A 25,783-nucleotide genomic window follows, 5' to 3' on the forward strand; every position below is an offset into this window, starting at 1 on the left:
CCCGCGTTGTGAAAAAGCTGCCATCTCGTTACCCGATCAAACAAGTTCGATCCGCTGAGTGAACGGCATTACTGCGCGCGGCAGCGTTTTTGCATTCACGACGCCGGCGTCGGTGGCGCGTGGCGGCGGGCGAGGCGCACGAACACGAGGCCGAGCGCGGCGAAGGTGAGCGAAGCGATGGCCAAGAGCGTCACACTGTGCCAGATCAGCGGGGCGAGGGCACCGGCGACCACTGCGCCGGTCAGCGTCTGCACGAAGCCCTGCATGGATGAGGCGGTGCCGCGCTGCGCGGGGAACAAATCGAGGATGGCCAGCGTGATCGACGGCGCAGCCAGCGACATTCCCATCGTATAGAGGCCGATCGGCAGCACGCTCGCCGGTAGCGATGGTGCGAACAGCAGTGCGTGCAGGGTGTTGGCAAGGCCGGCGGCGAGCATCATGGCGTAGCCGGTGTTGACCGATTGGCGCGCGGTAAAGCGTCCGGCGGCGCGGCCGGACAGCCAGGCACCGGCGATCATGCCGGCAACCGCCGGGCCGAACAGCCATAGAAAATCGTTGGGCCCTAGCCCGAGCTGGCCGATCAGCATGGCGGGCGCTGATGGCACATAGACGAAGAAGCCGACGAAATTCAGGCTGACCGCAACCGAGTACAGGCGAAAGCGCGGGTTGCCGGCGACGGCGCGATAGTTGGCCAGCAGCGAGCGCGCGGCCAGTGGCGTGCGTTTGTCCACCGGGTGGGTTTCCGGCAGCGCGGTCAGGCACAGCAGAAACAGCAGGGCGCCAACGATTGCCATGAATGCGAACACCGCGCGCCAGCCGAAGGTGGTGAACAGCCAGCCGCCAATCACCGGCGCCAAGGCTGGCGACAGCGCGAACAGCATGGTTACCTGCGACATCAGCTTCTGCGCGGCAATGCCGTGGTAGCAGTCGCGGATGATGGCGCGCCCGACAATTAGCCCGACGCCGCCGCTGACTCCCTGCAGTACGCGAAAGGCGATCAGCTCGGCAAAGCTGTCGGCGAAGGTGCAGCCCAGCGCCGCGAGCGCGTAGCAGAAGGTGCCGGCAAGCAGCACCGGGCGGCGGCCGATGGCGTCGGCGATCGCGCCGTGCCACAGCATCATCAGCCCGAAACTGGCCATATACGCGGACAGAACTAGCGGCGTCTGCAGCTCGGAGACCGACAGTGCGCCGGCAATCGCCGGCATTGCCGGCAGGAAGGTGTCGATGGCAAACGGCCCCAGGGTGGCGAGGGCAGCGAGGATCAGGGCAAGGGGCGGAGCGTAGCGGGGCATGAGTTTGTCAGGAGGATAGGCTGGAAGATTCTAGCGCATCTGCCCTTCCTGCTCCATCGGATAGATTGGGTTTGCCTGATGTGGCGCAATATTCTGCCGGTAATAACGGATTACCTTGGCCATTTATTATCGAAGGGCACGTCATGCGATTGTTGCTGGTGGGTGGTCCGCTGGATGGGCAGTGGCACGAGGTCGCGCGCGAACCGGAAAAACTGCTGCTGGCACATGCGGGCGAGTCGTTTGAGTACCAGCGCGTGCTGTGGGTGTGGCCGCCGCGCGATGCGCTGTGGCTGTTCTGGTGGCATGGCGCGCCCGCCCCCGAGGCCGTGCTCGCGACGCTGGATCGGGCGGCACTTGCGCCTTTGTGCAGTCAGCGCGAGGCGCTCGGGCAAGGGGCGCTGGAGGTGGCGCCCGCCATGCTCAGACCGTAAGCGGTCGGTCGGTATGGCATCGCGCGCTGGATGCATCGTCGTTGGCTTGTTGTCCTGCCGGTTTCATGCTTGCGGTGGCAACTGGTCGCACGCTGTTGTTTCCTGTTGCCGTCCGGCGGCAATTATTGCCGCTTGCGAATAGGGTTTTGTTTTTATTTTGTAAATTCACCCAATAAAAATCGGCCTTATTCGATAGAGTGTGAATAGTTTGTGTTTGGCACGAATCCTGCTATATCCTTGAGGCTTACTTGGGGTGGATATGCTAGACAAAATTGCCAAACACTTTGAATTCCAGCAAAAATCGCTGAACCTGCGCGCCTATCGGGCCGAGGTGCTGGCGAGCAATCTTGCCAATGATGACACCCCCAATTACAAAGCCGTCGATTTCGACTTCGGTCAGGCCTTGTCTGCCGCCCAGTCGCAGCAAGGCGGCACTTTAGCCATGGTGCGAACCAGTGCCGCCCATCTGGATGGCGCAGCGGGCACCGCAAGCGACAAGCCCAATCTGGCATACCGCAATAGCGTGCAGCCCAGCCTGGATGGCAATAGTGTAGATATGGACGTGGAGCGGGCGGCATTCACCGATAATTCGCTGCGCTACCAGAGTACGCTGACATTCCTCAATCGCCGCATCACCGGCCTTGCCGACGCAATCAAGGGTGGTCAATAAAAATGTCGCTTTCCAATGTTTTTACCATTGCCGGATCTTCACTGACCGCGCAATCGCAACGCCTTAATCTGGTCGCCAGTAATATCTCCAACGCCGAGAGCGCCACCAGTTCGACCGGCGAGCCTTATCGTGCGCGCCATGTGGTGTTTTCGGCGACGCCGGTGTCGGCCAGCCAGCCGCAAGTGGCGGGGGTGCGCGTGACCCAGATCGTCGAGGACACGTCGCCATTCCGGCTGAAATACGACCCTTCACATCCGTTGGCAGACGAGAAGGGTTATCTGAAGCTGCCCAATGTGAATCCGGTGGAAGAAATGGCCGATATGATCTCGGCCTCGCGCTCCTACCAGACCAGCGTGGAAGTAATGAATACCGCCAAGACCCTGTTGCAGAAGACTCTGCAGCTGGGGCAGTAAGCCTAAAGGATTGAATCATGGTTAGCAGCGTCAGCAACGACATCATCTCCGACCTGAACAAGACGGCGAATGCCAGAAGCGGCAACAGCAATGCCAATTCATCCCAAGGCATTCAGGATCGTTTTCTCAAGCTGCTGATGACGCAGTTGCAGGCGCAAGATCCGATGAATCCGATGGATAACGCCGAGATCACCAGCCAGATGGCGCAGATCAGCACCGTCACCGGCATGGAAAACATGAACCAGACGATGAATATGTTGTTGCAGTCTCAGTTCGCCAACCAGTCGATGATGGCGGCGACGCTGATTGGCAAGGATGTGATGACCGATGGTGACACGCTGACGCTGAAGGGCGAAGGAAGTACGACAGGGGGTGCGGTCGAACTGAATGCACCAGCCGACAAGGTGATGGTGTCCGTCACCGATAAGGATGGCAATGTCGTGCGCCAGATTGCTATTGAGAAGCCGACTACCGGTATCAATAAGTTTGAGTGGGATGGCAAGGATGGCAATGGCGAGGCGCTGCCTGAGGGCGAGTATAAGTTCAAGGTCGAGGCCAGTAATGGCGGCACAGCCGTGAAGGCGACGACGCTGGGTTTCCAGAACGTGAACGGCGTGACCTGGGAGCAGGGTATTCCGATGCTGATGCTGGGTAATGGTAAGACCACGTCGCTGGCAGAAATCATTCAGATCGTTTGAACCGGACGCGACAGATCAAATTAAAGAGGGGTAGGCAATGAGTTTCCAGCAGGGTCTGAGCGGTCTGGGGGCTGCATCCAAGCAGCTTGACGTAATCGGCAACAACGTGGCCAACGCCAGTACCGTCGGTTTTAAGCGTGCACGTGCCGAGTTTTCCGATTTGTACGCGGCCAGTATGTATGGTGTGTCCGCTACCGCCACCGGTATCGGCTCTCGCACCGTGGCGGTAACCCAGCAGTTCAACCAGGGGCCGGTGACCAGCACCGGCAACCCGATGGATATGGCGATTACCGGTCAGGGCTTTTTCCGCATGCAGGGTGCCGACGGGCAGGCGATGTATACCCGCAATGGCGAGTTTCAGCTTGATCGCGAGGGTTACTTCGTCAATGCCGGCCATTATCTGACCGGTTACGGGGTGGATGACAAGGGGCAGGTGGTGGCAGGGCCGCCGCAGCCTTTGCGTGTCGATACCTCGAATATCGGCGCCAAGGCGACCAGTAGCATGATTCTGGGCTCAAATCTGGATGCGCGCGCCGAGCCGCCGGCCAAGGCATTTCCCAATGTCACGCCCGGCTCGAATACGCCCGACCCGAACAGCTACAACTACACCAATACCGTGACGGCCTACGATAGCCTCGGCGTCAGCCATCAGGTGAGCTTCTACTATGTGCGTCGCCCCGATGCTGCGCCCGTGCCACCGGCAACCGAAGGGGTGAAGTCGTTGGAATGGGATGTCTATAGCAGCGTAGACGGTGGCGCTATTGCTACGGCGGCACCAGTGCCGCCTGCGACGGTAGGCGCGCCTGTCGCAGCAACGACGCTGCAGTTTGACTCCACCGGTAAGATTGTGGCACCGAACGGTAAATTTACGCTGAGTCAGGCGGTAACAAGTGGCGGTGCGCCCTTGAATATCGCGGTCGAAATGACTGGTTTCACCCAGAATGCCGGTCCGTATGCCAATGCCGAGCAGCGCGTCGATGGCTGGGCTGATGGTGTACTGTCCAGTGTGGGAACGTCGAAAGAAGGCTTTATCGAGGCACGTTACTCCAATGGCCAGACCAAGATCGTCGGGCAGGTGGTACTGGCCAATTTCGCCAATGCGCAAGGCTTGCAGCCTATCGGCGACAACCGCTGGGTCGAAACCTATGCTTCGGGCGGTGCCAAGATCAATACGCCGGGCAGCAGCAATGTCGGCTATGTGCAAGGTGCAGCGCTGGAAGACTCCAACGTCGACATGACCACCGAGCTCGTCAATATGATCACCGCGCAGCGCTTTTATCAGGCCAATGCGCAGACCATCAAGACGCAGGACACGGTGTTGCAGACGCTGATCAACCTGCGTTGATAAGGAGCTAGGCGATGGACCGCATGCTGTATCTGGCCATGAATGGCGCCAAGCACGTCGAATGGCAACAGTCGACCACGGCGCAAAATCTGGCCAATGTCCACACCAACGGCTACAAGGCCGATCAGGTGGTGTTCCGCGCCTTGCCGGTGGTGGGCGACGGTTCGCCGACCCGCGTCTATCAGGTCGACAATACCGTGGGGCATGATCTGTCGCAGGGCAGCTTGCAGCAAACCGGCAACGAGAGCGATTTTGCATTGGCCAATGACGGCTTTTTTGCCGTGACCGCGCCGGATGGCACCGAGGCCTACACCCGCGATGGTGGTTATGTGCTCGACGAAGCCGGCACTATGCGTACCCGTTCCGGCCTGCCGATTATCGGCGAGGCCGGGCCTTTGCAGGTGCCGCCCAATAGCCGGGTGCTGATTGCCAAGGATGGTTCGGTGTCTGCGGTGCCTACCGATGGCGGCGACCGCAACCCGCAGGAAGTCGGACGTATCAAGCTGGTCAACCCGGGTGCACGTGCCGTGTATAAGGGCGAAGATGGCCTGTTCCGTCAGCACAGTGGAGCGGTGGCTGTGGCCGACCCCGATGTAAAAGTGGTCAGCGGTGCGCTGGAAGCCTCCAATGTCAATGCGGTTGAGTCGCTGGTGCAAATGATCAGCCATGCCCGCCACTATGATCTGCACGTCAAGCTGATGCAGACCGCCGACCAGAATGCCCAGCGCGCGACACAATTGTTGTCGCTGAACGCTTAAGCCGCCAGATAAGGAATCCGCATCATGATGCGTTCGCTGTATATCGCCAAAACCGGCATGGATTCCAGCCAGTTCCGGCTGGACGTGACCTCCAATAACCTGGCCAACGTCAATACCAAGGGCTTCAAGCGCTCCAACGCGGTATTCGAAGATCTGTACTACCAGACACTGCGTCAGCCCGGTTCCCAGATCGCCGGTGGCGGCACCTTGCCGACCGGTTTGCAGGTGGGTACCGGTTCGGCCGCGGTGGCTTCTGCCCGTATCCATTCGCAGGGTAATCTGGTGCGGACCGAACAGACTTTCGATATGGCTATCGTTGGCGATGGCTTCTTCCGCGTCCAGATGCCGGACGGGATTGCAGCTTATACCCGTAACGGTGAATTCAAGCGCAATGAAGAAGGCACCATTGTCAATTCGGCCGGCTATGCGCTGGACCCGGCGATTACCATTCCGTCCGATGCGTCCCAGGTCAGCATTTCCGACTCGGGTGTGGTGCAGTATTTTATCAAGGGCAACCCTGACCCGGTGGTGGCCGGTACCATCCAGACTGCGTCGTTTATCAATCCGCAGGGTCTGGAGAGTCTGGGTGAAAATCTGTATCTGCCAACCGCAGCTTCCGGTGCCGCGATCGAGGGCGACCCGGGAACAGAGGGGCGGGGCAAGATCAGCCAGGGCTATCTGGAAGACTCCAACGTCAATGTGACCGAAGAGCTGATCAATATGATTCAGGCGCAACGTGCATTTGAAATGAACTCCAAGGCGATCAAGACCGCCGACGAGATGCTGCAGCGTGTAGCGCAGTTGTAAATAAGTAGAGACAGTTCATGAATCAGTATTGGGTAAGGCGGCTGGTCACTGCGCTGGCTTTGTGCGCGTTGTCGGCGTGCGCGGTGCAAGCGCCTTCCATCGTGCAGCAGCCGGTGTCGGTGCGCCCGCAACCGGTGCCGCTGACTGTGCCTGCCAATGGCTCCATTTTTCAGCAGGCCAGCTTTCGTCCGCTGTTCGAAGACCGTATGCCGGTCGGGGTGGGCGATATCCTGACGGTACAGATCGAGGAAAATACCCGCTCGTCCCTGAGCGAGGAGTCCAAGGGTAGCCGCGATGCCAGTATCAAGGGCAGCATCGACGCCAGTATCAATATCCCGTTTTTTTCCAATTATCTGGAAAACAAGCTGGGTGGCACATCGTTGAATGGCAGCGGCTCGGCCAGCCGTAACGGCAAGGGCAGCAATACCAATGTCAGCTCGTTCAATAGCTCGATTTCGGTGACGGTGATCGATGTGCTGGCCAACGGCAATCTGGCGGTCAGCGGCGAGAAGCAGATGAAGATCAACGAGGAACTGGAAGTGGTTCGGCTGTCGGGGGTGATCAATCCGCGTGATATCAAGAAGGGCAATGTGGTGTCGTCAACGCGCATGGCCGATGCGCGCATCGAACAGGTCAATCAGGGCAGTAACCGCCTGTTTAACCAGACCGGCTGGCTGTCGCGTTTCTTTTTGACCATCTTGCCGTTCTAGGAGTGCTTGTGCGTAATGTGATTTTTGCCTTGTTGGCGGCTCTGATGCTGCCATTGACGGCACAGGCTGAGCGGCTGAAGGATATTTCCAGCATTGCCGGCGTACGCCAGAACCAGCTGATCGGTTATGGTCTGGTGGTGGGGCTGGATGGCAGTGGCGACAAGGGTAATTCGTCTCCTTTCACCACCCAGTCGCTGGGCAATATGCTTAACCAGCTCGGGGTGCAGATTCCGCAAGGCATGAAGCTGGACTCGAAAAACGTCGCCGCGGTCAGTCTGACCGCAACCTTGCCGGCCTTTGCCCGCAGCGGGCAGAAGATAGACGTCACCGCCTCTTCGCTGGGCGATGCCAAAAGCTTGCGTGGCGGTACCTTGCTGTTGTCGCCGCTCAAGGGTGTGGACGGGCAGATTTATGCCATGGCACAAGGCAGCCTGATTGTCGGCGGCGTGGGGGCCTCGGCTGCGGGTAGCAGCGTGCAGGTCAATCATCTGTCGGTCGGGCGCGTGCCCGGTGGGGCCATCATAGAGCGCGATGCGCCGGCGGCATCCAGTCAGGGTGTCGTTGAACTGGAACTGAACGAGGCAGACTTCAGTACCGTCAATAGTGTGGTGTCGGCCATTAACCGCGAGTTTGGCGGAGGCGTGGCGCGTGCCATAGATGGACGTCTGGTCGAAGTTTCCGCGCCGCAGGACAGTAATAGCCGGGTGGCGTTTTTGGCACGGCTGGAAAATATTGCCGTCACACCGGCAAAAGCCTCCCCTCTGGTGATCGTGAATGCCCGAACCGGCTCCATTGTCATGAACCAGACGGTGACGCTGGAGCCTTGTGCCGTTGCGCACGGTAACCTGTCGGTCACGGTCAGCAATACCCCGCAAGTAAGCCAGCCCGGCGCGTTGGCCGGTGGGCAGACCGCTGTCACCAATCAGGCTGATATCAATATCAAGGCCGATGGCGGCAAGGTGATCAGCGTGCCGCGCGGTGTCGACCTGGCTAAGGTGGTCGCTGCGCTCAATTCGCTGGGAGCCGGTCCGCAAGACCTGATTTCTATCTTGCAGGCGATGAAGGCTGCCGGTGCCCTCAAGGCTGAATTGCAGATCATTTGATAGTTGGCACTATTATTGCATGACTAGGTGCAATAAGGAGAGCTTGTATGTCCGTTGTGTCATCCCTTAATCCCGCCACCGATTTATCCCGCCAGCTGGCACTCGACCCGTCGGGTGCCAGCCGCTTGGCCGATATTGCCCGCAAGAGCCCGGAAGAGGGCATACGGCAGGTTGCCCACCAGTTCGAATCCATGCTGATGGAGACCATGGTGCGCTCCATGCGGGCGACTGATCTTGGCGGCGAGGAAGACAGTTCGGACATGCAGACTTGGCGCGGCATGCTGGACCAGCAGATGGTGCAGGCCATGGTGGGCTCGGGCGGCATCGGCATGGGCGATATGCTGGCACGCGAGATAGGCAAGCTCTCCCAGGTTGATATGCCGGCGCGGGAAGTGCAGCGTTTGGCCAGTCCCGCATCAACCTTGCCGTCTGCACTGTTGCAATCGCTTGAGCGTGCCCGCCTGGCAGTCAAGACCGTGGCCGAGCCGGCGGCTGTGTCTGCTGATAGCCAGGTTGCCATTCCGCGCGAGGCGCGGGCCTTTGTGGAGACCCTGTTGCCACATGCACAAAAAGCGGCCGCGCAACTGGGGGTCGATGCGCACCTGATTGTCAGCCATGCCGCGCTGGAATCAGGCTGGGGCAAGCGTGCCATCCGCCATCCGGACGGGCGCGAGAGCTACAACCTGTTCGGCATCAAGGCCGGTGGTAGCTGGCAGGGCGACAGCGTAGCGACGCTGACCACTGAGTTTGTCGGTGGCAAGGCACAAAAACAGGTGGAAAGTTTCCGCGCCTACGGTTCTTTGCAAGAGGCGTTTAACGACTACGCCCGCCTGATTCAGGGCAGTGCGCGCTATCAGGCGGCACTGGGTAGCGGCACGGATGCAGCCGCCTACGGTAAAGCGCTGCAGCAGGGGGGGTATGCGACCGATCCGGCTTATGCCCAAAAATTGCAGGCTGTCGCGCGTAGCGCCAGGCAGGGATAAATACTAAACATTCTGCCGAACTGGTCGATAAGTAGAGTGTGATGAAGGAGATAACGTGTCCATTTTCAATATCGGTTTGTCGGGGCTGAATGCTGCTCAAGTTGCGCTCAGCACCGTAGCCCAGAACGTGACCAACGTGAATACTCCCGGCTATCACCGTCAGCGCGTGAGTCAGGCCGCACAAATGCCCAGCTTCGAAGGCTATGGCTTTGTCGGGCGCGGGGTCGAGATGACGGCGGTGAACCGCGTCTACAACAGCTATCTGGAACGTCAGCTGACGACTGCGACGACGCAGGACAGCAAGCTGACGACGCAGATGTCGTATTTGTCGCAGCTGGAAGATTTGCTGGGGGATGAACACACCAGTCTGGGCAATAGCATGTCCGACCTGTTCAAATCCATGCAGGCATTGAATTCGACGCCGGACTCCATTCCGGCGCGCCAGTCCGTGGTCAATAGTGCGCAAGCATTTGCAGGACGGGTGCAGTTGGTGAATGGCCGTTTTGAAGAATTGCGTACCGGTATCAATACCCAGATCCGCTCCAGCGTCAGCCAGATCAACGCCATCGGCAAGCAGATTTCCGAAATCAATGTGCAGATCCAGTCCCTGGGTCAGGGTGCGGCGATTCCCAATGATCTGATGGATAAACGGGATCAGCTGGTGCTGGATCTGAACCGTCTGGTGAAGGCCGATGTGACAGTGCAATCGGATGGCCGCTATACCGTCTCGATTGGTAGCGGTCAGGCGCTGGTGGCTTCTGGCGACCACTTTCCTTTGGAAGTCGTTGAATCGCTGGATGACCCGCAGAAACTGGAAATTGCCTATGCCGGCAGTAATGGCACGGTCCGTATTCCCGACCGCTTATTCGAAGGCGGCTCGCTCTCCGGTCTGATCAATAGCAAGGCCGAGGCGCTGAATCGTTCGCAGGCGGATTTGGGTCGTCTGGTGATCGAGGTGGCCGACCAGCTCAACCGTCAGTCGAGTACCGGACGTGACCTGTATAACCAGCCCGGTGGCGACATCTTCAAAAGCCTCAATGCGTTTCGGCCCTTGCCTGTAGGTGAAGAGATTCAGCCACCGACTGTGCCGCCGACTTTCCAGACACTGGAAACGCAGATGAAAAGCTACCGCGATGCGGCAGCGAATTTTTCGGTCGTGATTACGGACCCGTCAAAACTGGCGGTGGGCTCTTCGCTTAAAGCTTCGCTGCCGCTGGATGGCAAGCTCAAGCCGACGATTTCCTCGGTGTGGCAATCGGCGCAAGGCAGTAATGGTGCTGCCATCCCCGCTTTGCCCGGGCCGATAGAACTCAAGTATGTCCCGGATGCGAAGCCGCCATTCACTGCCGAAGGCTATACCGTGAGCGATGCGCCAGGCGTGCCGGGCGGGTATGTCTTGACCAGTGATGCCGATCCGTCTTTGGTCGTGGAATTCAAAGCCGAAGGCATGGGCGAGGATGCCGCGACCCTGATTATTTCGAATAAGGCGCTGGGGAAGGATGCCAACTCCGGTTTTGCAGTCAAACCTGAGGCCGGAGGGATTGCCGCCATGTGGGCGCCTTATGGCGACCCGGTAGGGAGTGTGCCGGCCGCGGGCATCAGTATGAGCTGGGATGGGAGCGCTTGGTCTGTGCCGACAGGCTATACGGTAGAGGCGGCCAATCCGCCTGAAAACGGTTACCGCATTATGAATGGTGCAGGTGAAGAGGTGGTCGGCTTTGCGGCTGATCCGGCCAAGCTTGCCGCTGGCAAGAGCTTTACTATCGGTTCGGGGCCGTCGGATTTCACGCCATCCGACAACAGTAATATGCTGGCGATGGTCAAAATTCAGACCAAGAAGACAATGAGCAGTACCCCCGATGGCATCAGCAACTTCAATCCGGGGGATATGGCAGGAAAAACGACAGACTTTCAGGGCTTTTTCGGTCAGCTGGTCAGCTTTGTCGGTAATAAAACCAATGAAGTTAAAATTGCCGCACAGGCCCAGACCGTGAGCCTGAAGGAAACCTATCTGGCCCGCGAATCGTTTTCCGGCGTCAATCTTGATGAAGAAGCCGCTAACCTGATCCGTTTTCAGCAGGCGTATCAGGCTTCCAGCAAAGTCATCCAGATTGCCCAGCAGGTTTTTTCCGATCTGCTACAGATGCGTTAACCGAGAGATTGAGTCATGCGTATTAGTTCGAATACCCAGTTTATTGCTTCCAATTACAGCCTGAACTCTAATCAGGCCCGATTGGCCAGCCTGAACGAACAGCTTTCATCGCTTAAACGCATCAACCGCCCATCGGATGATCCGGTTGCCTCCGCCCAGTTGATCAATCTGGGACAGTCCATGTCGCGTAATGATCAGATGATGATCAATACCCGGACGATAGAGTCGACACTTGCTTTATCCGAGGAGTATCTGTTCCGGGGTGGGGAGGTCTTGCAAAGCATTCAGAATCTGGCCATTCAAGCAGGTAATGCCTCATTGACGGATGAGGATCGCAGCTATTTGCGTACCCAGTTGCAGGAGCAGGTCAAAGGCTTGGTCGGGATTGCCAATAGTGCGGACGGTCAGGGCAAGTATCTGTTTAGTGGCACCAAGTCGGATACGCCGCCATTCGAGCTGACGCTGGAGCCGACCATGAGCATCCAGTACAAGGGAGACTGGCAACGGCAGGATGTCGCGGCTTCTGCGTCGCGTGATATTGCCATCACCGAGCCGGGGGGGCTGTTGTTTGGTGCCAGCTCCAGTGTGGCAGACCCGAATAAACCGGATGAATTTAGTGCCGGCAACGAGTTGTGGCAGGCTCTGGCCCGTTTTGACCAGATTCTGGCAGATGGCCCGAAGGGGATGGCCAAACCGGGGCCGGATGGCGAGACCGTGATGGATAATGCGACGCCGCCTGCTGCGGTGCTGGGGGCAGATGGTAAACCCCTGCAGTTCAAGGACGGTTTGCCGCGACTGGATGCGAATGGTGCTGCACTGCTTGAGCCCGTGCTGGATGCAGGTGGCAACCCTGTGTTGGGGCCGGATGGTGTTACCCCCTTGCAGCAGGCGCAAACAAAGGATTTGCCGCCAACCTATGATGAGTCGCTAGCCAAAACCATTGAAGGCTTGAAGGATGGGCATGAGCAATTGCTGCGCTCACATACCTCTATCGGTGCGCGCCGCGCCGAGGTGGAGACTTTGAGCAAAACCGGCGAAGGTCTGGATGTGCAATATAAAGCTGCCGTAGGCCAGTTGCAGGATCTGGACTATGTGCAGGCGATTACCGACCTGAATATGGCGATCACCGCGATGGACACCACGCAAAAAACCTACAAGCTGGTGTCCGAGCTCAGTCTGTTCAAATATATCTGATCTGCGCCGGTAAGTGCCGCTTCAGGCGGCAACCGGCTCGATGACGATCCCCGCCCTCAGTCCCGGTTTGACGCCGGGGTTGGGGAACAGAATGCGCTCATGCCCTCCTTGCGCGATATAGCGCGTATCGCCATCCTCGGCAATTACCATGCCATCAGGCAGCAGCGTGAAATTCTCTACCTTGTCATCCAGATTGAGCCTGAATGCATCGCTGTGCTTGATCAGATTGTATTTGGCGCGAAATAGCAGCGGGCAGGGGGCGAGCCTGGGTTTTGCTGCGGCCAAGAGTCGGCGTAAGCCTTCTTCAATACCGGCAAAGCGGGAAAGATCATTCTCGCCGAAGGGGCGTGCCTTGCCCAGTTCCAGTGTAAAAGCATCGGCCTGGCAGTGGTGGCTGGTGTAATAGCTGAAGGTCGCGGCAGGTGCGCTATGCAATAGCAGTGCCTCTATCCCGCAACCGCCCAGCCACGCCTGTTGCTCGTCGTTTTGCTTCTTGTCGTGCAAAAAAGGGACGATGGCGAATTTTTCGAATACCGAGCCGCGGATGGCCGTATGCAAATCGTAGTGCAGGCGTCGTGCGCCCTCGGGTGTGGTTGAGAAGAAGAGCGCAGCCGTGCGCTCGATTTCGGCCGCGCGCAAAGCTTCCTGCGCGTCGGGGTGTTGCCGGTGTGCCCCGGCAAACAGCCGGTTCATATCGAAATCGATATAGCGCTCGCCGCTCTTGAGTGCAATAGGGTGGCCCAAAACCAGCAATAGCCGGGCCTGCAACAGCAGGCGCCCGGCGATAATGTCGCCAAGCAGGGTATTGAGGACTTCGACCGGCGCCGTTTCATTGCCGTGGATGCCGGCGGATATCAGGATATGGTCGGCATGCGCGGCTAGCTTGTGCGGAACGAGTTCCAGCAAGCCATGGCCATGCCAGACCATGCGTAGTTGTGTGAGTGTGCAGGAGGCCGGGAAGTCGGTTTTTGCTGCCGCAAGCGTGGCAGCGAGGAAGTCGGCATGAGGGCTGAACGGCATGGCGGACACATTTCCTGACGGGTAGCGTATTAACGGTTTGGCATAGCATACGGCAAAAGCAGGTGTTTTTGCCAACAGAGCTATCCGCTATAAGCTACCCGCCTGCTTGGCTTAGTCCTGCCAGTGCGGTTTACGCTTTTCAATAAAGGCACGCAAACCTTCCCGTCCTTCTTGGCTGCTGCGTGTTTCACTGGCACGGTGGATGGCCAGCTCCATTGCTTCCTTAGTCGTACCCAGTAAAGCGAGATCATTAATCAGGCACTTTGCCTGATGCATGGCCTGCGGGCCGTTACACAGCAAGTTGCTCACTTGTAGTGCGATAGCGCTATCCAGTTCCTCGTCTTCGACAACTTGGTGCAGTAGACCCAGCCGTTTGGCCTTGCCTGCATTAAGCCGCTCGGCGCTGAGGAAATAGCGTCTTGCAGCACGCTCGCCAATGGCACGCAGTACAAAAGGCGCAATGGAAGCTGGAATGGCGCCTATGCGGGTATCGGGGAAGCTGAACAGGGCTTCGGACACCCCGTAGGCAATATCGCAGCAACTGATGAGCCCGGCGCCAATGCCGAAAGCCGAGCCTTGTACCCGGGCGATAGTGGGCTGGGGCAGGGTATCCAGCGTGTGCAGCATGGTGGTGACCAGACGGGCCTGCTGTGCGATTTCATCGGCACTGGCACCGGCTATCCTTTGCAGCCACGCCATATCGTGGCCGGCCGAGAAGTTGATGCCGTTACCGGTCAGGATGACGACACGAATACTTTCATCGGCTGCGACCTGACGCAGGGTGTGGGTGAGCAGACCCACCATCTCGTCGTCCATGGCGTTGTGCAGGTCGGGGCGGTTGAGGCGGATAGTGGCAACGCCGCGTGAGTCTTGGCTGAGTAGGATGGTCGCTGTCATTCTGGTTTCCTTGTCTTTATCCGGCAAAGTGCGTAATGGCGTGCGCCAGGGCCTGTGGTGCCTCCAGATGCAAGGCATGGCCGCAATCATCCAGCTGCAATAAGCGGGCATGCGGAATGTTTTGCGCCAGCAGGGCGGACTGGTAATAGGGCGTCAGACGGTCGACGCTGCCTACGATGACCAGTGTCTCGCAATTGAGGCCGTTTAGCCAAGCGCGTGCATCATGTTCAAGCACGCCACGGCTTAGGCGTTGTGTTGCCGGCCAGTCTACGCTGGCCGCAATTTCGCGCAGCCGTGGCAGCATGGCCTTTTGTGTACTGAGAAAATGGCTGGAAAATAGCCAGGGCAGGCCGGTGTCAAAGCGCAGCTCAAAGCCGCCGGCCTCATCCGAGCTGGCCCAGTTGCGGGCAATCAGTTCATTGACCGGGTCTGACCAGGCTAGCGTTGCGGCCAGTATCAGGCGCGACAGCCGCTTGGCATGTCGCCGTGCAAAGTGTTGTGCCACCATGCCGCCATAAGACAATCCGGCCACATTGGCTTGCCCGATTTGCAGCTGATCCAGCAAGGTCGCGACATCATCCGCCTGATCGCTCAGGCAATAGTGCTCGGCCGGTGGCTTGGCACTTAAACCCTGACCGCAAAAATCCAGTTGTAAAACCCGGAAGTGTGGTGTCAGAAAAGGCAGTAGCAAGCCCCATGCTGCCGTACTCATGGTGATGCCGTTAAGTAGTAGTAATGCCGGCTTGTCCTTGTTGCCATGGTCTTCATAGAACAAGCGCTGCTGCCGGGCTTCAAAGTAGGGCATGCGTCACCTCCGCTCCTGTTTATACCATTGTAGTGTCTTCCTGCGCGGGCTCCGGATTCTTTGCCGGGCACGCAATCTTGCTTGGTCTGTTTGAGTATTTAAACAGATGTGCACTTCCCTTGGCTTTTTTGCCTATTCTATTGTCTGACAATGTCGCGGTTTGCATGGATTACCGGTATTTTTTGTTTAAGCCCGTGTTTTTTATGCATTATCTTGCGCTGCAGCAATGAAAAAGTCCGCATTTGATGCTTGTCAATTTTATTAAACATGACATAAGCTGCAGGTGCATTTTGCCATTTGGATAATTGTGTGGTGCTGCCAGTGTGTTGTGGCGGCGTACAAAATGACAGATCAGGCTGCCGGATGTACGGCCGGCGCCGTGCCGAGGCATGCAATTTGCTTATGCTTGATCGGATCAAGCTGCAATCAAAAAACTAGAAGTTGCGCAGCAAACCAAATCTACATTGAGGGAGTCATCATGACGGAAGCTGTTGTTGCCTCATCCGGCGCGGCCAAAGCTGCGGCGGATCAGCCTTATCTGAAAATTGCCGGCATCGTTAAAAAGTTCGGCGACAATTTTGCCGTCGATAATCTCGACCTTGAAATCCAGCAGCACGAGATTTTTGCCTTGCTGGGCAGTTCCGGCTGCGGCAAGTCGACGCTGCTGCGCATGCTGGCGGGCATGGAGCGCCCGACCTCGGGCAAGATCATTCTGGACGGGCAGGACATTACCCAGTTGGCCCCGTATGAGCGCCCGCTCAATATGATGTTCCAGAGCTATGCCCTGTTCCCGCATATGACTGTCGAGCAGAATATCGCCTTCGGCCTGAAGCAGGATGGCCTGCCCAAGGATGAAATCGCCAACCGCGTACTGGAGATGCTGGATCTGGTGCAGTTGCGCAAATACGCCAGCCGCAAGCCTTACCAGTTGTCCGGTGGTCAGCAACAGCGTGTCGCACTGGCGCGCAGCTTAGCCAAGCGTCCGAAAATGCTGTTGCTGGATGAGCCACTGGGCGCGCTGGACAAGAAACTTCGGCAGCAAACCCAGCTGGAACTGGTCAATACGCTGGAAAAGGTCGGCGTGACTTGCATCATGGTGACGCATGATCAGGAAGAAGCGATGACCATGGCCACGCGTATCGGCATTATGAGCGAGGGCAAGCTGTTGCAGGTCGGCACGCCGTCACAGATTTACGACTATCCGAATTGCCGCTTTACCGCCGAATTCATTGGCGAGACCAATCTCTTTACCGGTCAGGTGGTGGTGGATGAAGCCGACCGCGTCGAAATCGAAACCGCCGAGCTGGGCGGGCGCATCCAGGTCAGTCACGGTATCACCGGCCCTAAGGGCATGGATGTCTGGGCCAGTGTCCGCCCGGAAGATGTCCGTATCGATATCCGCCCCATCGCAGCCGGCCCCAATGCCGCGCGCGGCAAGGTCAAGGAAATCGCTTACCTTGGCAGCTTCTCCATCTATCACGTGATTTTGCCCAGCGGCAAAGTGGTCAAGTCCATGGTGCCGGCCAACCGCTGGTACGAGGCGGGCGAGCAGGAGCCGACCTGGAACGATGAAGTGTATGTCAGCTGGCGCGCCGACATGCCTGTCGTGCTGACCGCTTAAGGAGGACGGCCCGATGGACATCCAGCGTTTTGCCAAAAAGTGGCTCAAACCCGGACGCGGCAGCGTGATCGCCATGCCGTATCTGTGGCTGGGCGTATTTTTTCTGATTCCCTTTTTTATCGTGCTCAAGATCAGCTTCGCCGAGCAGGATATCGCCATTCCGCCGTTTACCAGCTTGATGGCGTACGAGGAGGGCTTTCTTAATATCAAGGTCAACCTGTCGAATTTCCTGTTCATCTTTACCGATGAATTTTATTTCGACACCTATATCTCATCGCTCAAGGTCGCCCTGGTGACCACGGTGCTATGTCTGCTTCTGGGCTATCCGATCGCCTATGCCATTGCCCGTACCGATCCTGCACGGCGCAATGTGCTGCTGATGCTGGTGATGCTGCCGTTCTGGACCTCTTTTTTGCTGCGCGTCTATGCCTGGATGGGCTTGCTGAATGAAAACGGCCTGATCAACACCTTTTTGCTATGGACCGGCGTGATTAGCGAGCCTTTGCAGATGTTCCATACCGACTTCTCGCTTTACTTAGTGATGTTGTATGCCTATCTGCCGTTTATGATCCTGCCGCTTTACTCGCATCTGGTGAAGATGGATGTGCGCTTGCTGGAAGCCGCGGGCGACTTGGGAGCCAAACCCTTGAAGGCGTTTGCCACCATTACCTTGCCCTTGTCCAGAAACGGCATTATCGCGGGCTCCATGCTGGTGTTTATTCCGGCGGTGGGCGAGTTTGTGATTCCGGAGCTGGTTGGCAGCTCGGAAACGCTGATGATAGGCAAAGTGTTGTGGAACGAGTTTTTTGATAATAACAACTGGCCGATGGCCGCTGCAGTGGCAACCGTAATGGTCTTGCTATTGCTGGTGCCGATCGCCTTTTTCCACCGCTTCGAGACGCGCGAGCTGGAGGGTAAGAACCATGTATAACGGCAATAAGCTCTCGCCCTTTCTTAAAGGCGTGCTGGTCGTGGGTTTTTTGTTTCTGTACATACCCATACTCAGCCTGATCGTCTATTCGTTTAATGAGTCCAAACTGGTGACCTTGTGGGGTGGCTTTTCGCTGCGCTGGTATGCGTCGCTGTTCGAGAACGAGCAGATCATCTCGGCGGTATGGCTGTCCATCCGTATTGCGCTGGCCAGTGCCACGGCCGCGGTGGTGCTGGGAACCATCGCAGGCTTTGTCTCGGCGCGTTTCAAGCGTTTTCGCGGCAGCACGCTATTTGCCGGCATGCTGACCGCGCCGATGGTGATGCCCGAGGTGATTACCGGTCTTTCCATGCTGCTTTTGTTTATCTCCCTGCAGCAACTGACCGGCTACCCGTCCGAACGCGGCTTTTTCACGATCTGGGTCGGTCATACCACCTTGTGCATGGCTTATGTAGCGGTTGTGGTGCGCTCGCGCCTGGTGGAAATGGACAAGAGTCTGGAAGAGGCGGCGATGGATCTGGGCGCGCGTCCGTTCAAGATTTTCTTCGTGATCACCTTGCCGCTGATCTCGCAGGCGATTGCTTCGGGCTTTTTGCTCTCGATCACCCTGTCGCTGGATGATCTGGTGACGACAGCCTTCCTGTCCGGCCCAGGTTCGACCACCTTGCCGCAAGTTATCTTCTCCAAAGTGCGTCTGGGCCTGAATCCGGAAATCAATGCGCTGGCCAGTATCACGGTGCTGATCGTTGGTATTTTCGTGATTCTCGCCAACTACCTGATGCTCAACTCGCAAAGAAAACGCGAGCGCGCGATTGCCGAGGCGATGCGCGGCGATGCACCGGTTCTGCCTTCACCGCCTGTCGGCGTCGAGGGTATGGGTCGCCCGGGGCGCGCTTAAGCCCCAAGCCGCAGCAGCTTATACCCCTGCTGCGGCTGTTTTGATCTTGCTGTTTTAAACCATTTTCCTACCTCGCGACCCGACTTTATCCGGACATTCAAGCTCATGCTGACCTTTGCCCATCAAGCCCACGTGCCGTCTTATTACGCCGCCACCGCTACGCCCTGGTCCGACCAGCCCCCCTTGCAAGGCGCAGTCGCAAGCGATGTCTGTGTGGTCGGCGGCGGTTTGGCCGGATTGTCGGCTGCGCTGAATCTGGCCGAGCAAGGCTTTTCCGTGACCTTGCTGGAGGGCGCGCGCATAGGCTGGGGTGCATCCGGACGCAATGGCGGGCAGGTGATTGTCGGCTACTCCTGCGATATCGATACCATCAAGGCGCAGCTGGGGCCGGATATGGCGCGCACCTTCTGGGATATGTCGGTGGAAGCGGTCGACATCATTGACGAACGGGTCAAACGCCACCAGATAGACTGCGACTGGGTACGCGGTTTTTGCAATGCAGCGGTGAAGCCTTCCGCCATGGACGATCTTAAAGAGTGGCAGGCGACGCTGGAGCAGGATTACGGCTATGGCGGCACCCAGATGTGGGGCCGCGAGCAGCTGGCGGAGCAGCTGGCCAGCCCGCGTTATCAGGGGGGCTTGTTCGACCCGCGCTCCGGCCATATCCATCCGCTTAATTATGCGCTGGGCCTGGCACGAGCCTGCCTTGCAGCCGGCGTGGTCATTCATGAAAACTCGCCGGTGACCGGCATCGACGAGGGCCCGCGTCCACGCGTGCGCTCAGAGTCGGGGCAGGTGAGCTGTGCACACGTGGTGCTGGCGTGCAATTCGTATATCGGGGGGCTGGCCCCAAAGCTCGAGCGCAAGATCATGCCCGCAGGGACTTATGTGATTGCGACCGAGCCCTTGGGGGAGGCGCGAGCCAAGGCCCTGATCGGCAACAATATGGCGGTGTGCGACACTCAGTTCGTGCTGGATTATTACCGCTTGAGTGCCGATCACCGGCTGCTGTTCGGCGGCAAGGTCAGCTACTCCGGGCGCGAGCCGGCCAATCTTTCTGAAGCCATGCGACAAGACATGCTCAGGGTGTTCCCGCAGCTGGCCGATGTGAAAATCGACTATGCCTGGGGCGGTATGTGCGATATCACCATGAACCGCGCGCCGGATTTTGGCCGGCTGTCCAGCAATGTCTACTACCTGCAGGGCTTCTCCGGCCATGGGGTCAATATTACCGGTCTGGCCGGGCGCGTGGTGGCCGAGGCCATTGCCGGCTCGGCCAGCCGCTTTGATCTGTTCGGCAAGTTGCGTCACCGCGACTTCCCCGGCGGCAAACTGCTGCGTACGCCGGCACTGGTGCTGGGGATGGCCTACTATCGTTTGCGCGACTATCTGTAAGCGCACCGTCGGCACACGCGGCCACTATCCCTCTACAAGCGCCTTCGGGCGCTTTTTTGTTTAATGCTGCAATATTTCAACTTTCGTTGTATTATTGAAGTATGGAAAACCAAACTGCTACCCACATTTTCGAATCGCTGTCCTCCGGCATCCGCCTCGACGCCTTTCGCCTGCTGGTCAAACATGGTCATGCAGGGCTGGTGGCCGGCGAAATTGGCGCGGTGCTGGATCTTGCGCCCAACAAGCTGTCCTTCCATCTCAAGGCACTGACGCACGCGGGCCTGGTGTCGGTGACGCAGGAGGGACGCTTTCAGCGCTACCGTGCCAATCTGCCGCTGATGCTGGAATTGATCGCCTATCTCACCGCCGAGTGTTGCAGCGGCAAGCCGGAGGAATGCCTCGATGCACGTGCCGCTTCGTGCTGCCCGGACACCGTTTTGCCCCCTGTTTCTTCTACGCTGGAATCTTAAGCATGAATATTCTTTTTCTGTGTACCGGCAACTCTTGCCGCTCCATTCTTGGCGAAGTCACCTTCAATCATCTGGCGCCGGAAGGCTGGCGGGCGATGAGTGCCGGCAGCCAGCCCGCAGGTTATGTCCACCCGCGCTCGATCGCGCTGCTTGCGCGCGAAGGTATGAAGATCGATGGACTAAGCAGCAAGAGCTGGGATGCGCTACCGGCCACCCCCGATATCGTGATTACCGTGTGCGCATCCGCCGCCGGCGAAACCTGCCCGGCCTATCTGGGCCCGGCGCTGCGTACGCACTGGGGGGTGGAAGATCCGGCGCATGCGACCGGCACGGACAGCGAAATCGACGCAGCCTTTATGGCGGCCTACGCCACTTTGCGCGCGCGCATAGCGGCACTGCTGGCATTGCCGCTGGCAAGCATGGATCGCCGCGAGCTTAAGGCCGAGCTGGATCGTATCGGCCGTGAAGTCTTCTGATGTGCTTAATATTTCAACATTATTAGGATTATTGACATGACAAAAATCGAGATTTTCGACCCGGCACTGTGTTGTGCGACCGGTGTCTGCGGCACCGAGATTGATCAGGCACTGGTGAACTTCGCCGCCGACTTTGACTGGGCCAAGGCGCAGGGGGCCGACATCTGCCGCTTCAATCTGGCGCAAGAGCCGCTGGCCTTTGCCGAAAACCCGGTGGTCAAAGGCTTTCTCGAGCGTTCCGGCGCCGACTTGTTGCCGCTTGTGCTGCTTAACGGCGAGATTGCCTTGATGGGGCGCTACCCGCGCCGCGCCGAGTTGGCGCGTTTTGCCGGCATCTCGACTTTTGCCGCCGCCAGCGCGCCAGCCCAGTCATCCTGCTGTGGTGGCAACACCGGCTGCTGCTGAGGGCGCATCATGCTTTTTCTCGACAATACGCCTCCTTTTCTGTTTTTCACCGGCAAGGGCGGCGTGGGTAAAACCTCGATCGCCTGCGCAAGCGCCGTCCGTCTGGCGCGTAGCGGTCAGCGCGTATTGCTGGTCAGCACCGACCCTGCATCCAATGTCGGCCAAGTCTTCGGCCAGAGCATAGGTAATACGATCTGCCCGATTGCAGCGGTAGCTGGCTTGTCTGCATTGGAAATCGACCCGCAGGCCGCCGCGCAGGCTTACCGCGACCGTATTGTCGGCCCGGTGAGGGGCGTGCTGCCCGAGGCGGTGGTGAAAGGGATAGAAGAACAGCTCTCCGGTGCCTGTACCACCGAAATTGCCGCCTTTGACGAGTTCACCGCGCTGCTGACCGACGCCAGGCTTATCGCGGCTTACGACCATATCGTGTTCGATACCGCGCCGACCGGCCACACCATCCGCCTGTTGCAGTTGCCGGGCGCCTGGTCGGGTTTTCTTGATGCCAACCCGGATGGCGCATCTTGCCTGGGGCCGCTCTCCGGCCTGGAAAAGCAGCGCACGCAATACCATGCCGCCGTCGCTGCGCTTTCCGATCCTGACAAGACCCGGCTGGTGCTGGTCGCGCGCGCGCAAGCATCGACGCTGCGCGAAGTCGCGCGCACTCACGAAGAGCTGGCGGCCATCGGCCTTAAGCGCCAGTTTCTGGTCATCAACGGCATGTTCCCGGCGGATGAGGCCGGCGAGGATGCGCTGGCCCAGGCTATCGTGCGCCGCGAAACGGCGGCACTGGCCGCCATGCCGCAGGCCCTGGCCGGCTTGTCGCAAGACAGGCTTGAGCTCAAGCCCTTTAATCTGGTCGGTCTGGCTGCGCTGGAGGCCTTGCTGCTGGAGGCGCCGGCCGCGACTGCCGTAGCCGAGGCCGCTGCGCTGCCCGCCGGCATCTCCTCGCTCGCGCAGCTGGTCGACGGCATTGCCGCTACCGGCCATGGTCTGGTGATGGTGATGGGCAAGGGCGGCGTCGGCAAAACCACCATCGCTGCGGCGGTGGCCGTTGAGTTGGCACATCGCGGCCTGCCGGTGCACCTGACGACTTCCGACCCTGCTGCTCATCTGGGCGAGACGCTATCTGGCAGCGTAGCTGAGCTGACCGTCAGCCGTATCGATCCGGCCGCCGAGACCGCGCGCTATCGCCGCGAAGTCTTGCAGAGCAAGGGCAAGGATCTGGATGAGGCAGGGCGTGCCTTGCTGGAAGAAGACCTGCGGTCGCCGTGCACCGAAGAGATCGCGGTATTTCAGGCGTTCTCGCGCGTGATCCGTGAAGCCGGCCAGCGTTTCGTGGTGATGGATACCGCGCCGACCGGCCACACCTTGCTATTGCTGGATGCTACCGGTGCCTACCACCGCGAAATGGTACGCCAGATGGGCGACAAGGGTCTTCACTTCACCACGCCGATGATGCAGCTGCAAGATCCGGCACGCACCAAGGTGCTGATTGCGACGCTGGCCGAAACCACGCCGGTGCTGGAAGCCGCCGCCTTGCAGGCCGATCTTGAACGCGCCGGCATTACGCCATGGGCGTGGGTCATTAACCAGAGCATCGCGGCGGCGGGCAGTACTGCGCCTTTGCTGGCAAAGCGTGCGCAAAATGAAGCGCGCGAAATCGATGCGGTGCTCACCCGCCACGCCACTCGCGTGGCACTGTTGCCGCTTCTGGCACAAGAACCGGTTGGCGCCGATGCGCTGGCCGCACTCGCTCAGGCAAACTGAGTGGATGGGCTCCGTGCCATGCACGGGGCAGTGATTGATAAACGCCCGGGGGCACGGTGTCGCCGGGCGTTAAAGAAAGATTAAGCATGTTTTCGTTTTCCATGGCGTCGCTGCAGTCTGCCGCGGCTATGTTCGTGTTTCTGGCATTGGAGCTGTCCTTGCTGTTCATCGTGATCAGCTTTGCCGTTGCCCTTATCCAGCACAAGCTGCCAGCCGGCAAGGTGCAGTCGCTGCTCAGCAGCAAAAAAGGTAGTGGCTATCTGACTGCCGCTGCGATCGGCTCGGTTACGCCGTTTTGCAGTTGCTCGACCATTCCGATGCTGAATGGCCTGCTGCGCGCCGGTGCTGGTTTTGGCCCGACCATGACTTTTTTGTTTGTGTCGCCACTGCTCAACCCTATCGTGGTCGGGCTGCTGTGGCTGACCTTTGGCTGGAAGGTGACCCTGGTCTATATGGTGGCGACGCTGCTGATTTCGCTGCTGGCCGGCGTGCTGCTCGAGCGCCTGAATTTCGGGCGCTACGTGAAGCAGACCGCACCGAAGTCGGGTGCGTGCTGTACCGCCAAACCGGTTGAGCCCAAGACCGCTTGCTGCGTGCCTAAACAGGTCGAGCCTAAGGCTTCCTGCTGCACACCCACGCCGGTCGAACCCAAGACCGCCTGCTGTACACCCAAGCCGGCACAAGCAGCCCGGCCGTCCAAGGAGACGATGCCCTGGCTGCAACTGTGGCGCGATGCACTCGGCCAATTCCGCGCGGTGTTCCCTTACCTGATGCTGGGGGTGGCCATCGGTGCTTTCACCTACGGCTTCATCCCTTCCGAGTGGATCGCCGCGCATACTGGTAGCGACAACCCGTTGGCCGTCCCGCTGGCGGCCGTTGTGGGCATTCCGCTTTACCTGCGCGCCGAGACGCTGATTCCGATGGCGTCGATGTTTGCGCTCAAGGGCATGGGGCTGGGCGCGCTGATGGCGCTGATTATCGGTGGCGCCGGCGCCAGCCTGACCGAACTGATCCTGCTCAAGTCCCTGTTTCGCAAGCAGATCCTGATCGCCTTTTTAGTAGTGATCATCGGCACCGCCATCTCTGCGGGTTATCTGTTTAGTGCGCTGACACCGTGGCTAGCCTGAACCATCAATCCTTAAGTCCGCCAAGAGTCCACTATGAGCCTGCCAAAGCAACGCCTTTCCTTTCTTGACCGCTATCTGACGCTATGGATCTTCGCTGCCATGGCGCTGGGCATTTTGCTGGGTACGGTGATTCCCGGTTTTCCGGACTGGCTGAACAGCCTGTCGTCCGGTTCGACCAATATCCCGATTGCGATCGGCCTGATCGTGATGATGTATCCGCCCCTGGCCAGGGTGCACTATGAAGACTTGCCGCGCGTATTTGCCGACAGGAAAATGCTGGCGCTGTCGCTGATCCAGAACTGGATTATCGGGCCCGCCCTGATGTTTGCGCTGGCGGTGATTTTCCTGCGTGACCAGCCCGAATATATGACCGGAGTTATTCTGATTGGCCTTGCGCGCTGTATTGCCATGGTGCTGGTGTGGAACCAGCTGGCGCGTGGCGACAACCAGTATGTCGCCGGCCTCGTTGCATTCAATTCGGTGTTCCAGATTCTGTTTTTCAGCGTGTTTGCCTGGTTCTACCTTACCGTATTGCCGCCGCTATTCGGGCTGGCCGGCAGTGTGATCGATGTCGGCTTTGTCACCATCGCCCAGGCGGTGCTGGTCTATCTGGGCATTCCTTTTGTAAGCGGGTTCCTTACCCGCAAGCTGCTGATCAAGGCACGCGGCAGTGTGTGGTATGAAACTCGCTTTTTGCCCAAGATCAGCCCGCTGACGCTCGTTGCTTTGCTGTTTACCATTGCCGCCATGTTCAGCCTCAAGGGTGCGGATGTACTGCGCCTGCCGCTGGATGCGCTGCGTATTGCGTTGCCGCTGGTGATCTACTTTGTTCTGATGTTCTTTATCAGCTATGCCATGGGCCACCGCGCGGGGGAGGATTACCCCAAAACCACCGCGATGAGCTTTACCGCGGCCAGCAATAATTTCGAGCTGGCGATCGCTGTGGCGATTGCCGCCTTCGGGCTGGCATCCCCCATTGCCTTTGCCGCCGTGATCGGGCCACTGGTCGAGGTGCCGGTGCTGATTTTGCTGGTCAATGTCGCGCTATGGATAGGACGGCGCTATTTCGTCGGACGCGGTGCACCGCTGTAGCGGCGATAGCCTGAATGTGGGGTTCTTGTGGTAGCAGGCGGATGCCTGTAGCGTTTCGCGCGGTCAAATTTTTTCATGGTCTACACCGTATAGTTGATATGCGTAGCTAAACGTGTGGCAAACCGGATCGCGCAAAGGTAAACGGGGACGTTCAATATATTGGACGCTCCCGTTTTTTTGCATCTGCCGCGCGGGAGAAAATCAGTCTGCAATCAAGGTGATTGGCCGTGTGGTTTAAGCCTGCCTAAGGTACTGTTTTTATTGTGCTGTTGATTAAAATGCACAGGGTAAAAAAACGCTTGCCATGACATGTGATATTGCTA

General features: G+C 58.6%; 26 protein-coding genes. 22 read left to right on the forward strand and 4 right to left on the reverse strand.

Annotation, left to right across the window (positions count from 1 at the left end; genetic code table 11):
- Positions 1-95: 95 nt before the first annotated feature.
- Positions 96-1,292, reverse strand: coding sequence for a multidrug effflux MFS transporter (locus GQF02_RS07495; protein WP_160796039.1), 1,197 nt, complete (start codon positions 1,290-1,292; stop codon positions 96-98).
- Between the two features lie 143 nt (positions 1,293-1,435).
- Here GQF02_RS07495 and GQF02_RS07500 point away from each other — a divergent pair, with 143 nt between their 5' ends.
- The 12 genes from GQF02_RS07500 to flgL all read left to right on the forward strand — a co-directional run bounded on the left by GQF02_RS07500 (position 1,436) and on the right by flgL (position 12,556).
- Positions 1,436-1,723, forward strand: a complete 288-nt coding sequence (locus GQF02_RS07500; RefSeq protein ID WP_160796041.1) for a hypothetical protein — start codon at positions 1,436-1,438, stop codon at positions 1,721-1,723.
- 259 nt (positions 1,724-1,982) lie between these two features.
- Positions 1,983-2,393, forward strand: a complete 411-nt coding sequence (gene flgB / locus GQF02_RS07505) for a flagellar basal body rod protein FlgB (RefSeq protein WP_124734361.1) — start codon at positions 1,983-1,985, stop codon at positions 2,391-2,393.
- A gap of 2 nt (positions 2,394-2,395) precedes the next feature.
- Positions 2,396-2,806, forward strand: coding sequence for a flagellar basal body rod protein FlgC (gene flgC, locus GQF02_RS07510; protein ID WP_124734360.1), 411 nt, complete (start codon positions 2,396-2,398; stop codon positions 2,804-2,806).
- A 17-nt stretch (positions 2,807-2,823) separates the two neighbouring features.
- Positions 2,824-3,504, forward strand: a complete 681-nt coding sequence (locus tag GQF02_RS07515) for a flagellar hook assembly protein FlgD (RefSeq protein WP_124734359.1) — start codon at positions 2,824-2,826, stop codon at positions 3,502-3,504.
- 37 nt (positions 3,505-3,541) lie between these two features.
- Positions 3,542-4,849 carry a flagellar hook protein FlgE gene (gene flgE / locus GQF02_RS07520; protein WP_160796043.1) on the forward strand — a complete coding sequence of 436 codons (1,308 nt, stop codon included), beginning with the start codon at positions 3,542-3,544 and terminating at the stop codon, positions 4,847-4,849.
- A gap of 14 nt (positions 4,850-4,863) precedes the next feature.
- Positions 4,864-5,607, forward strand: a complete 744-nt coding sequence (locus tag GQF02_RS07525; RefSeq protein WP_160796045.1) for a flagellar basal body rod protein FlgF — start codon at positions 4,864-4,866, stop codon at positions 5,605-5,607.
- Between the two features lie 24 nt (positions 5,608-5,631).
- A complete protein-coding gene (gene flgG / locus GQF02_RS07530; protein ID WP_124734356.1) occupies positions 5,632-6,414 on the forward strand; it encodes a flagellar basal-body rod protein FlgG in 783 nt (260 codons plus the stop codon).
- Between the two features lie 17 nt (positions 6,415-6,431).
- On the forward strand, positions 6,432-7,124 hold the full coding sequence (locus GQF02_RS07535; protein ID WP_124734355.1) for a flagellar basal body L-ring protein FlgH: 693 nt from the start codon (positions 6,432-6,434) through the stop codon (positions 7,122-7,124).
- 8 nt (positions 7,125-7,132) lie between these two features.
- Positions 7,133-8,227, forward strand: a complete 1,095-nt coding sequence (locus GQF02_RS07540) for a flagellar basal body P-ring protein FlgI (protein WP_160796047.1) — start codon at positions 7,133-7,135, stop codon at positions 8,225-8,227.
- A gap of 47 nt (positions 8,228-8,274) precedes the next feature.
- A complete protein-coding gene (flgJ, locus tag GQF02_RS07545; protein ID WP_160796049.1) occupies positions 8,275-9,210 on the forward strand; it encodes a flagellar assembly peptidoglycan hydrolase FlgJ in 936 nt (311 codons plus the stop codon).
- A 55-nt stretch (positions 9,211-9,265) separates the two neighbouring features.
- The gene (flgK, locus tag GQF02_RS16150; RefSeq protein ID WP_160796051.1) at positions 9,266-11,362 is read left to right on the forward strand and encodes a flagellar hook-associated protein FlgK; all 2,097 of its coding nucleotides are present in this window, start codon (positions 9,266-9,268) and stop codon (positions 11,360-11,362) included.
- A gap of 15 nt (positions 11,363-11,377) precedes the next feature.
- Entirely contained in the window at positions 11,378-12,556 is a 1,179-nt protein-coding gene (gene flgL / locus GQF02_RS07555) for a flagellar hook-associated protein FlgL (RefSeq protein WP_160796053.1), read from the forward strand.
- A 21-nt stretch (positions 12,557-12,577) separates the two neighbouring features.
- On the opposite strand, the gene astE is transcribed toward flgL, so the two are convergent.
- The 3 genes from astE to GQF02_RS07570 all read right to left on the reverse strand — a co-directional run bounded on the left by astE (position 12,578) and on the right by GQF02_RS07570 (position 15,278).
- Positions 12,578-13,576: a succinylglutamate desuccinylase gene (gene astE, locus GQF02_RS07560; protein ID WP_160796055.1), complete on the reverse strand. Its 999-nt coding sequence runs from the start codon at positions 13,574-13,576 to the stop codon at positions 12,578-12,580.
- A gap of 111 nt (positions 13,577-13,687) precedes the next feature.
- Entirely contained in the window at positions 13,688-14,473 is a 786-nt protein-coding gene (locus GQF02_RS07565; protein WP_160796057.1) for an enoyl-CoA hydratase-related protein, read from the reverse strand.
- 16 nt (positions 14,474-14,489) lie between these two features.
- Positions 14,490-15,278, reverse strand: coding sequence for an alpha/beta fold hydrolase (locus GQF02_RS07570; RefSeq protein ID WP_160796059.1), 789 nt, complete (start codon positions 15,276-15,278; stop codon positions 14,490-14,492).
- 478 nt (positions 15,279-15,756) lie between these two features.
- Here GQF02_RS07570 and GQF02_RS07575 point away from each other — a divergent pair, with 478 nt between their 5' ends.
- The 10 genes from GQF02_RS07575 to arsB all read left to right on the forward strand — a co-directional run bounded on the left by GQF02_RS07575 (position 15,757) and on the right by arsB (position 25,460).
- Entirely contained in the window at positions 15,757-16,899 is a 1,143-nt protein-coding gene (locus GQF02_RS07575; RefSeq protein WP_124734347.1) for an ABC transporter ATP-binding protein, read from the forward strand.
- A 13-nt stretch (positions 16,900-16,912) separates the two neighbouring features.
- A complete protein-coding gene (locus GQF02_RS07580; RefSeq protein WP_124734346.1) occupies positions 16,913-17,830 on the forward strand; it encodes an ABC transporter permease subunit in 918 nt (305 codons plus the stop codon).
- On the forward strand, positions 17,823-18,728 hold the full coding sequence (locus GQF02_RS07585; protein ID WP_124734345.1) for an ABC transporter permease subunit: 906 nt from the start codon (positions 17,823-17,825) through the stop codon (positions 18,726-18,728). The genes GQF02_RS07580 and GQF02_RS07585 overlap by 8 nt, the downstream gene beginning before the upstream one ends.
- A gap of 105 nt (positions 18,729-18,833) precedes the next feature.
- Positions 18,834-20,123: an NAD(P)/FAD-dependent oxidoreductase gene (locus GQF02_RS07590; protein ID WP_160796061.1), complete on the forward strand. Its 1,290-nt coding sequence runs from the start codon at positions 18,834-18,836 to the stop codon at positions 20,121-20,123.
- Between the two features lie 101 nt (positions 20,124-20,224).
- Positions 20,225-20,593, forward strand: a complete 369-nt coding sequence (locus GQF02_RS07595; RefSeq protein ID WP_160796063.1) for an ArsR/SmtB family transcription factor — start codon at positions 20,225-20,227, stop codon at positions 20,591-20,593.
- A gap of 2 nt (positions 20,594-20,595) precedes the next feature.
- The gene (locus tag GQF02_RS07600) at positions 20,596-21,069 is read left to right on the forward strand and encodes an arsenate reductase ArsC (protein WP_160796065.1); all 474 of its coding nucleotides are present in this window, start codon (positions 20,596-20,598) and stop codon (positions 21,067-21,069) included.
- A gap of 36 nt (positions 21,070-21,105) precedes the next feature.
- A complete protein-coding gene (arsD, locus tag GQF02_RS07605) occupies positions 21,106-21,474 on the forward strand; it encodes an arsenite efflux transporter metallochaperone ArsD (protein WP_160796067.1) in 369 nt (122 codons plus the stop codon).
- 9 nt (positions 21,475-21,483) lie between these two features.
- Positions 21,484-23,241, forward strand: coding sequence for an arsenical pump-driving ATPase (gene arsA / locus GQF02_RS07610; RefSeq protein ID WP_160796069.1), 1,758 nt, complete (start codon positions 21,484-21,486; stop codon positions 23,239-23,241).
- An 86-nt stretch (positions 23,242-23,327) separates the two neighbouring features.
- Entirely contained in the window at positions 23,328-24,368 is a 1,041-nt protein-coding gene (locus tag GQF02_RS07615) for a permease (RefSeq protein WP_160796071.1), read from the forward strand.
- A 33-nt stretch (positions 24,369-24,401) separates the two neighbouring features.
- Positions 24,402-25,460, forward strand: a complete 1,059-nt coding sequence (gene arsB, locus GQF02_RS07620; RefSeq protein ID WP_160796073.1) for an ACR3 family arsenite efflux transporter — start codon at positions 24,402-24,404, stop codon at positions 25,458-25,460.
- Positions 25,461-25,783: the final 323 nt, after the last annotated feature.

It is taken from the genome of Craterilacuibacter sinensis, assembly GCF_009831765.1.
Classification (GTDB): Bacteria; Pseudomonadota; Gammaproteobacteria; order Burkholderiales; family Chromobacteriaceae; genus Craterilacuibacter; species Craterilacuibacter sinensis.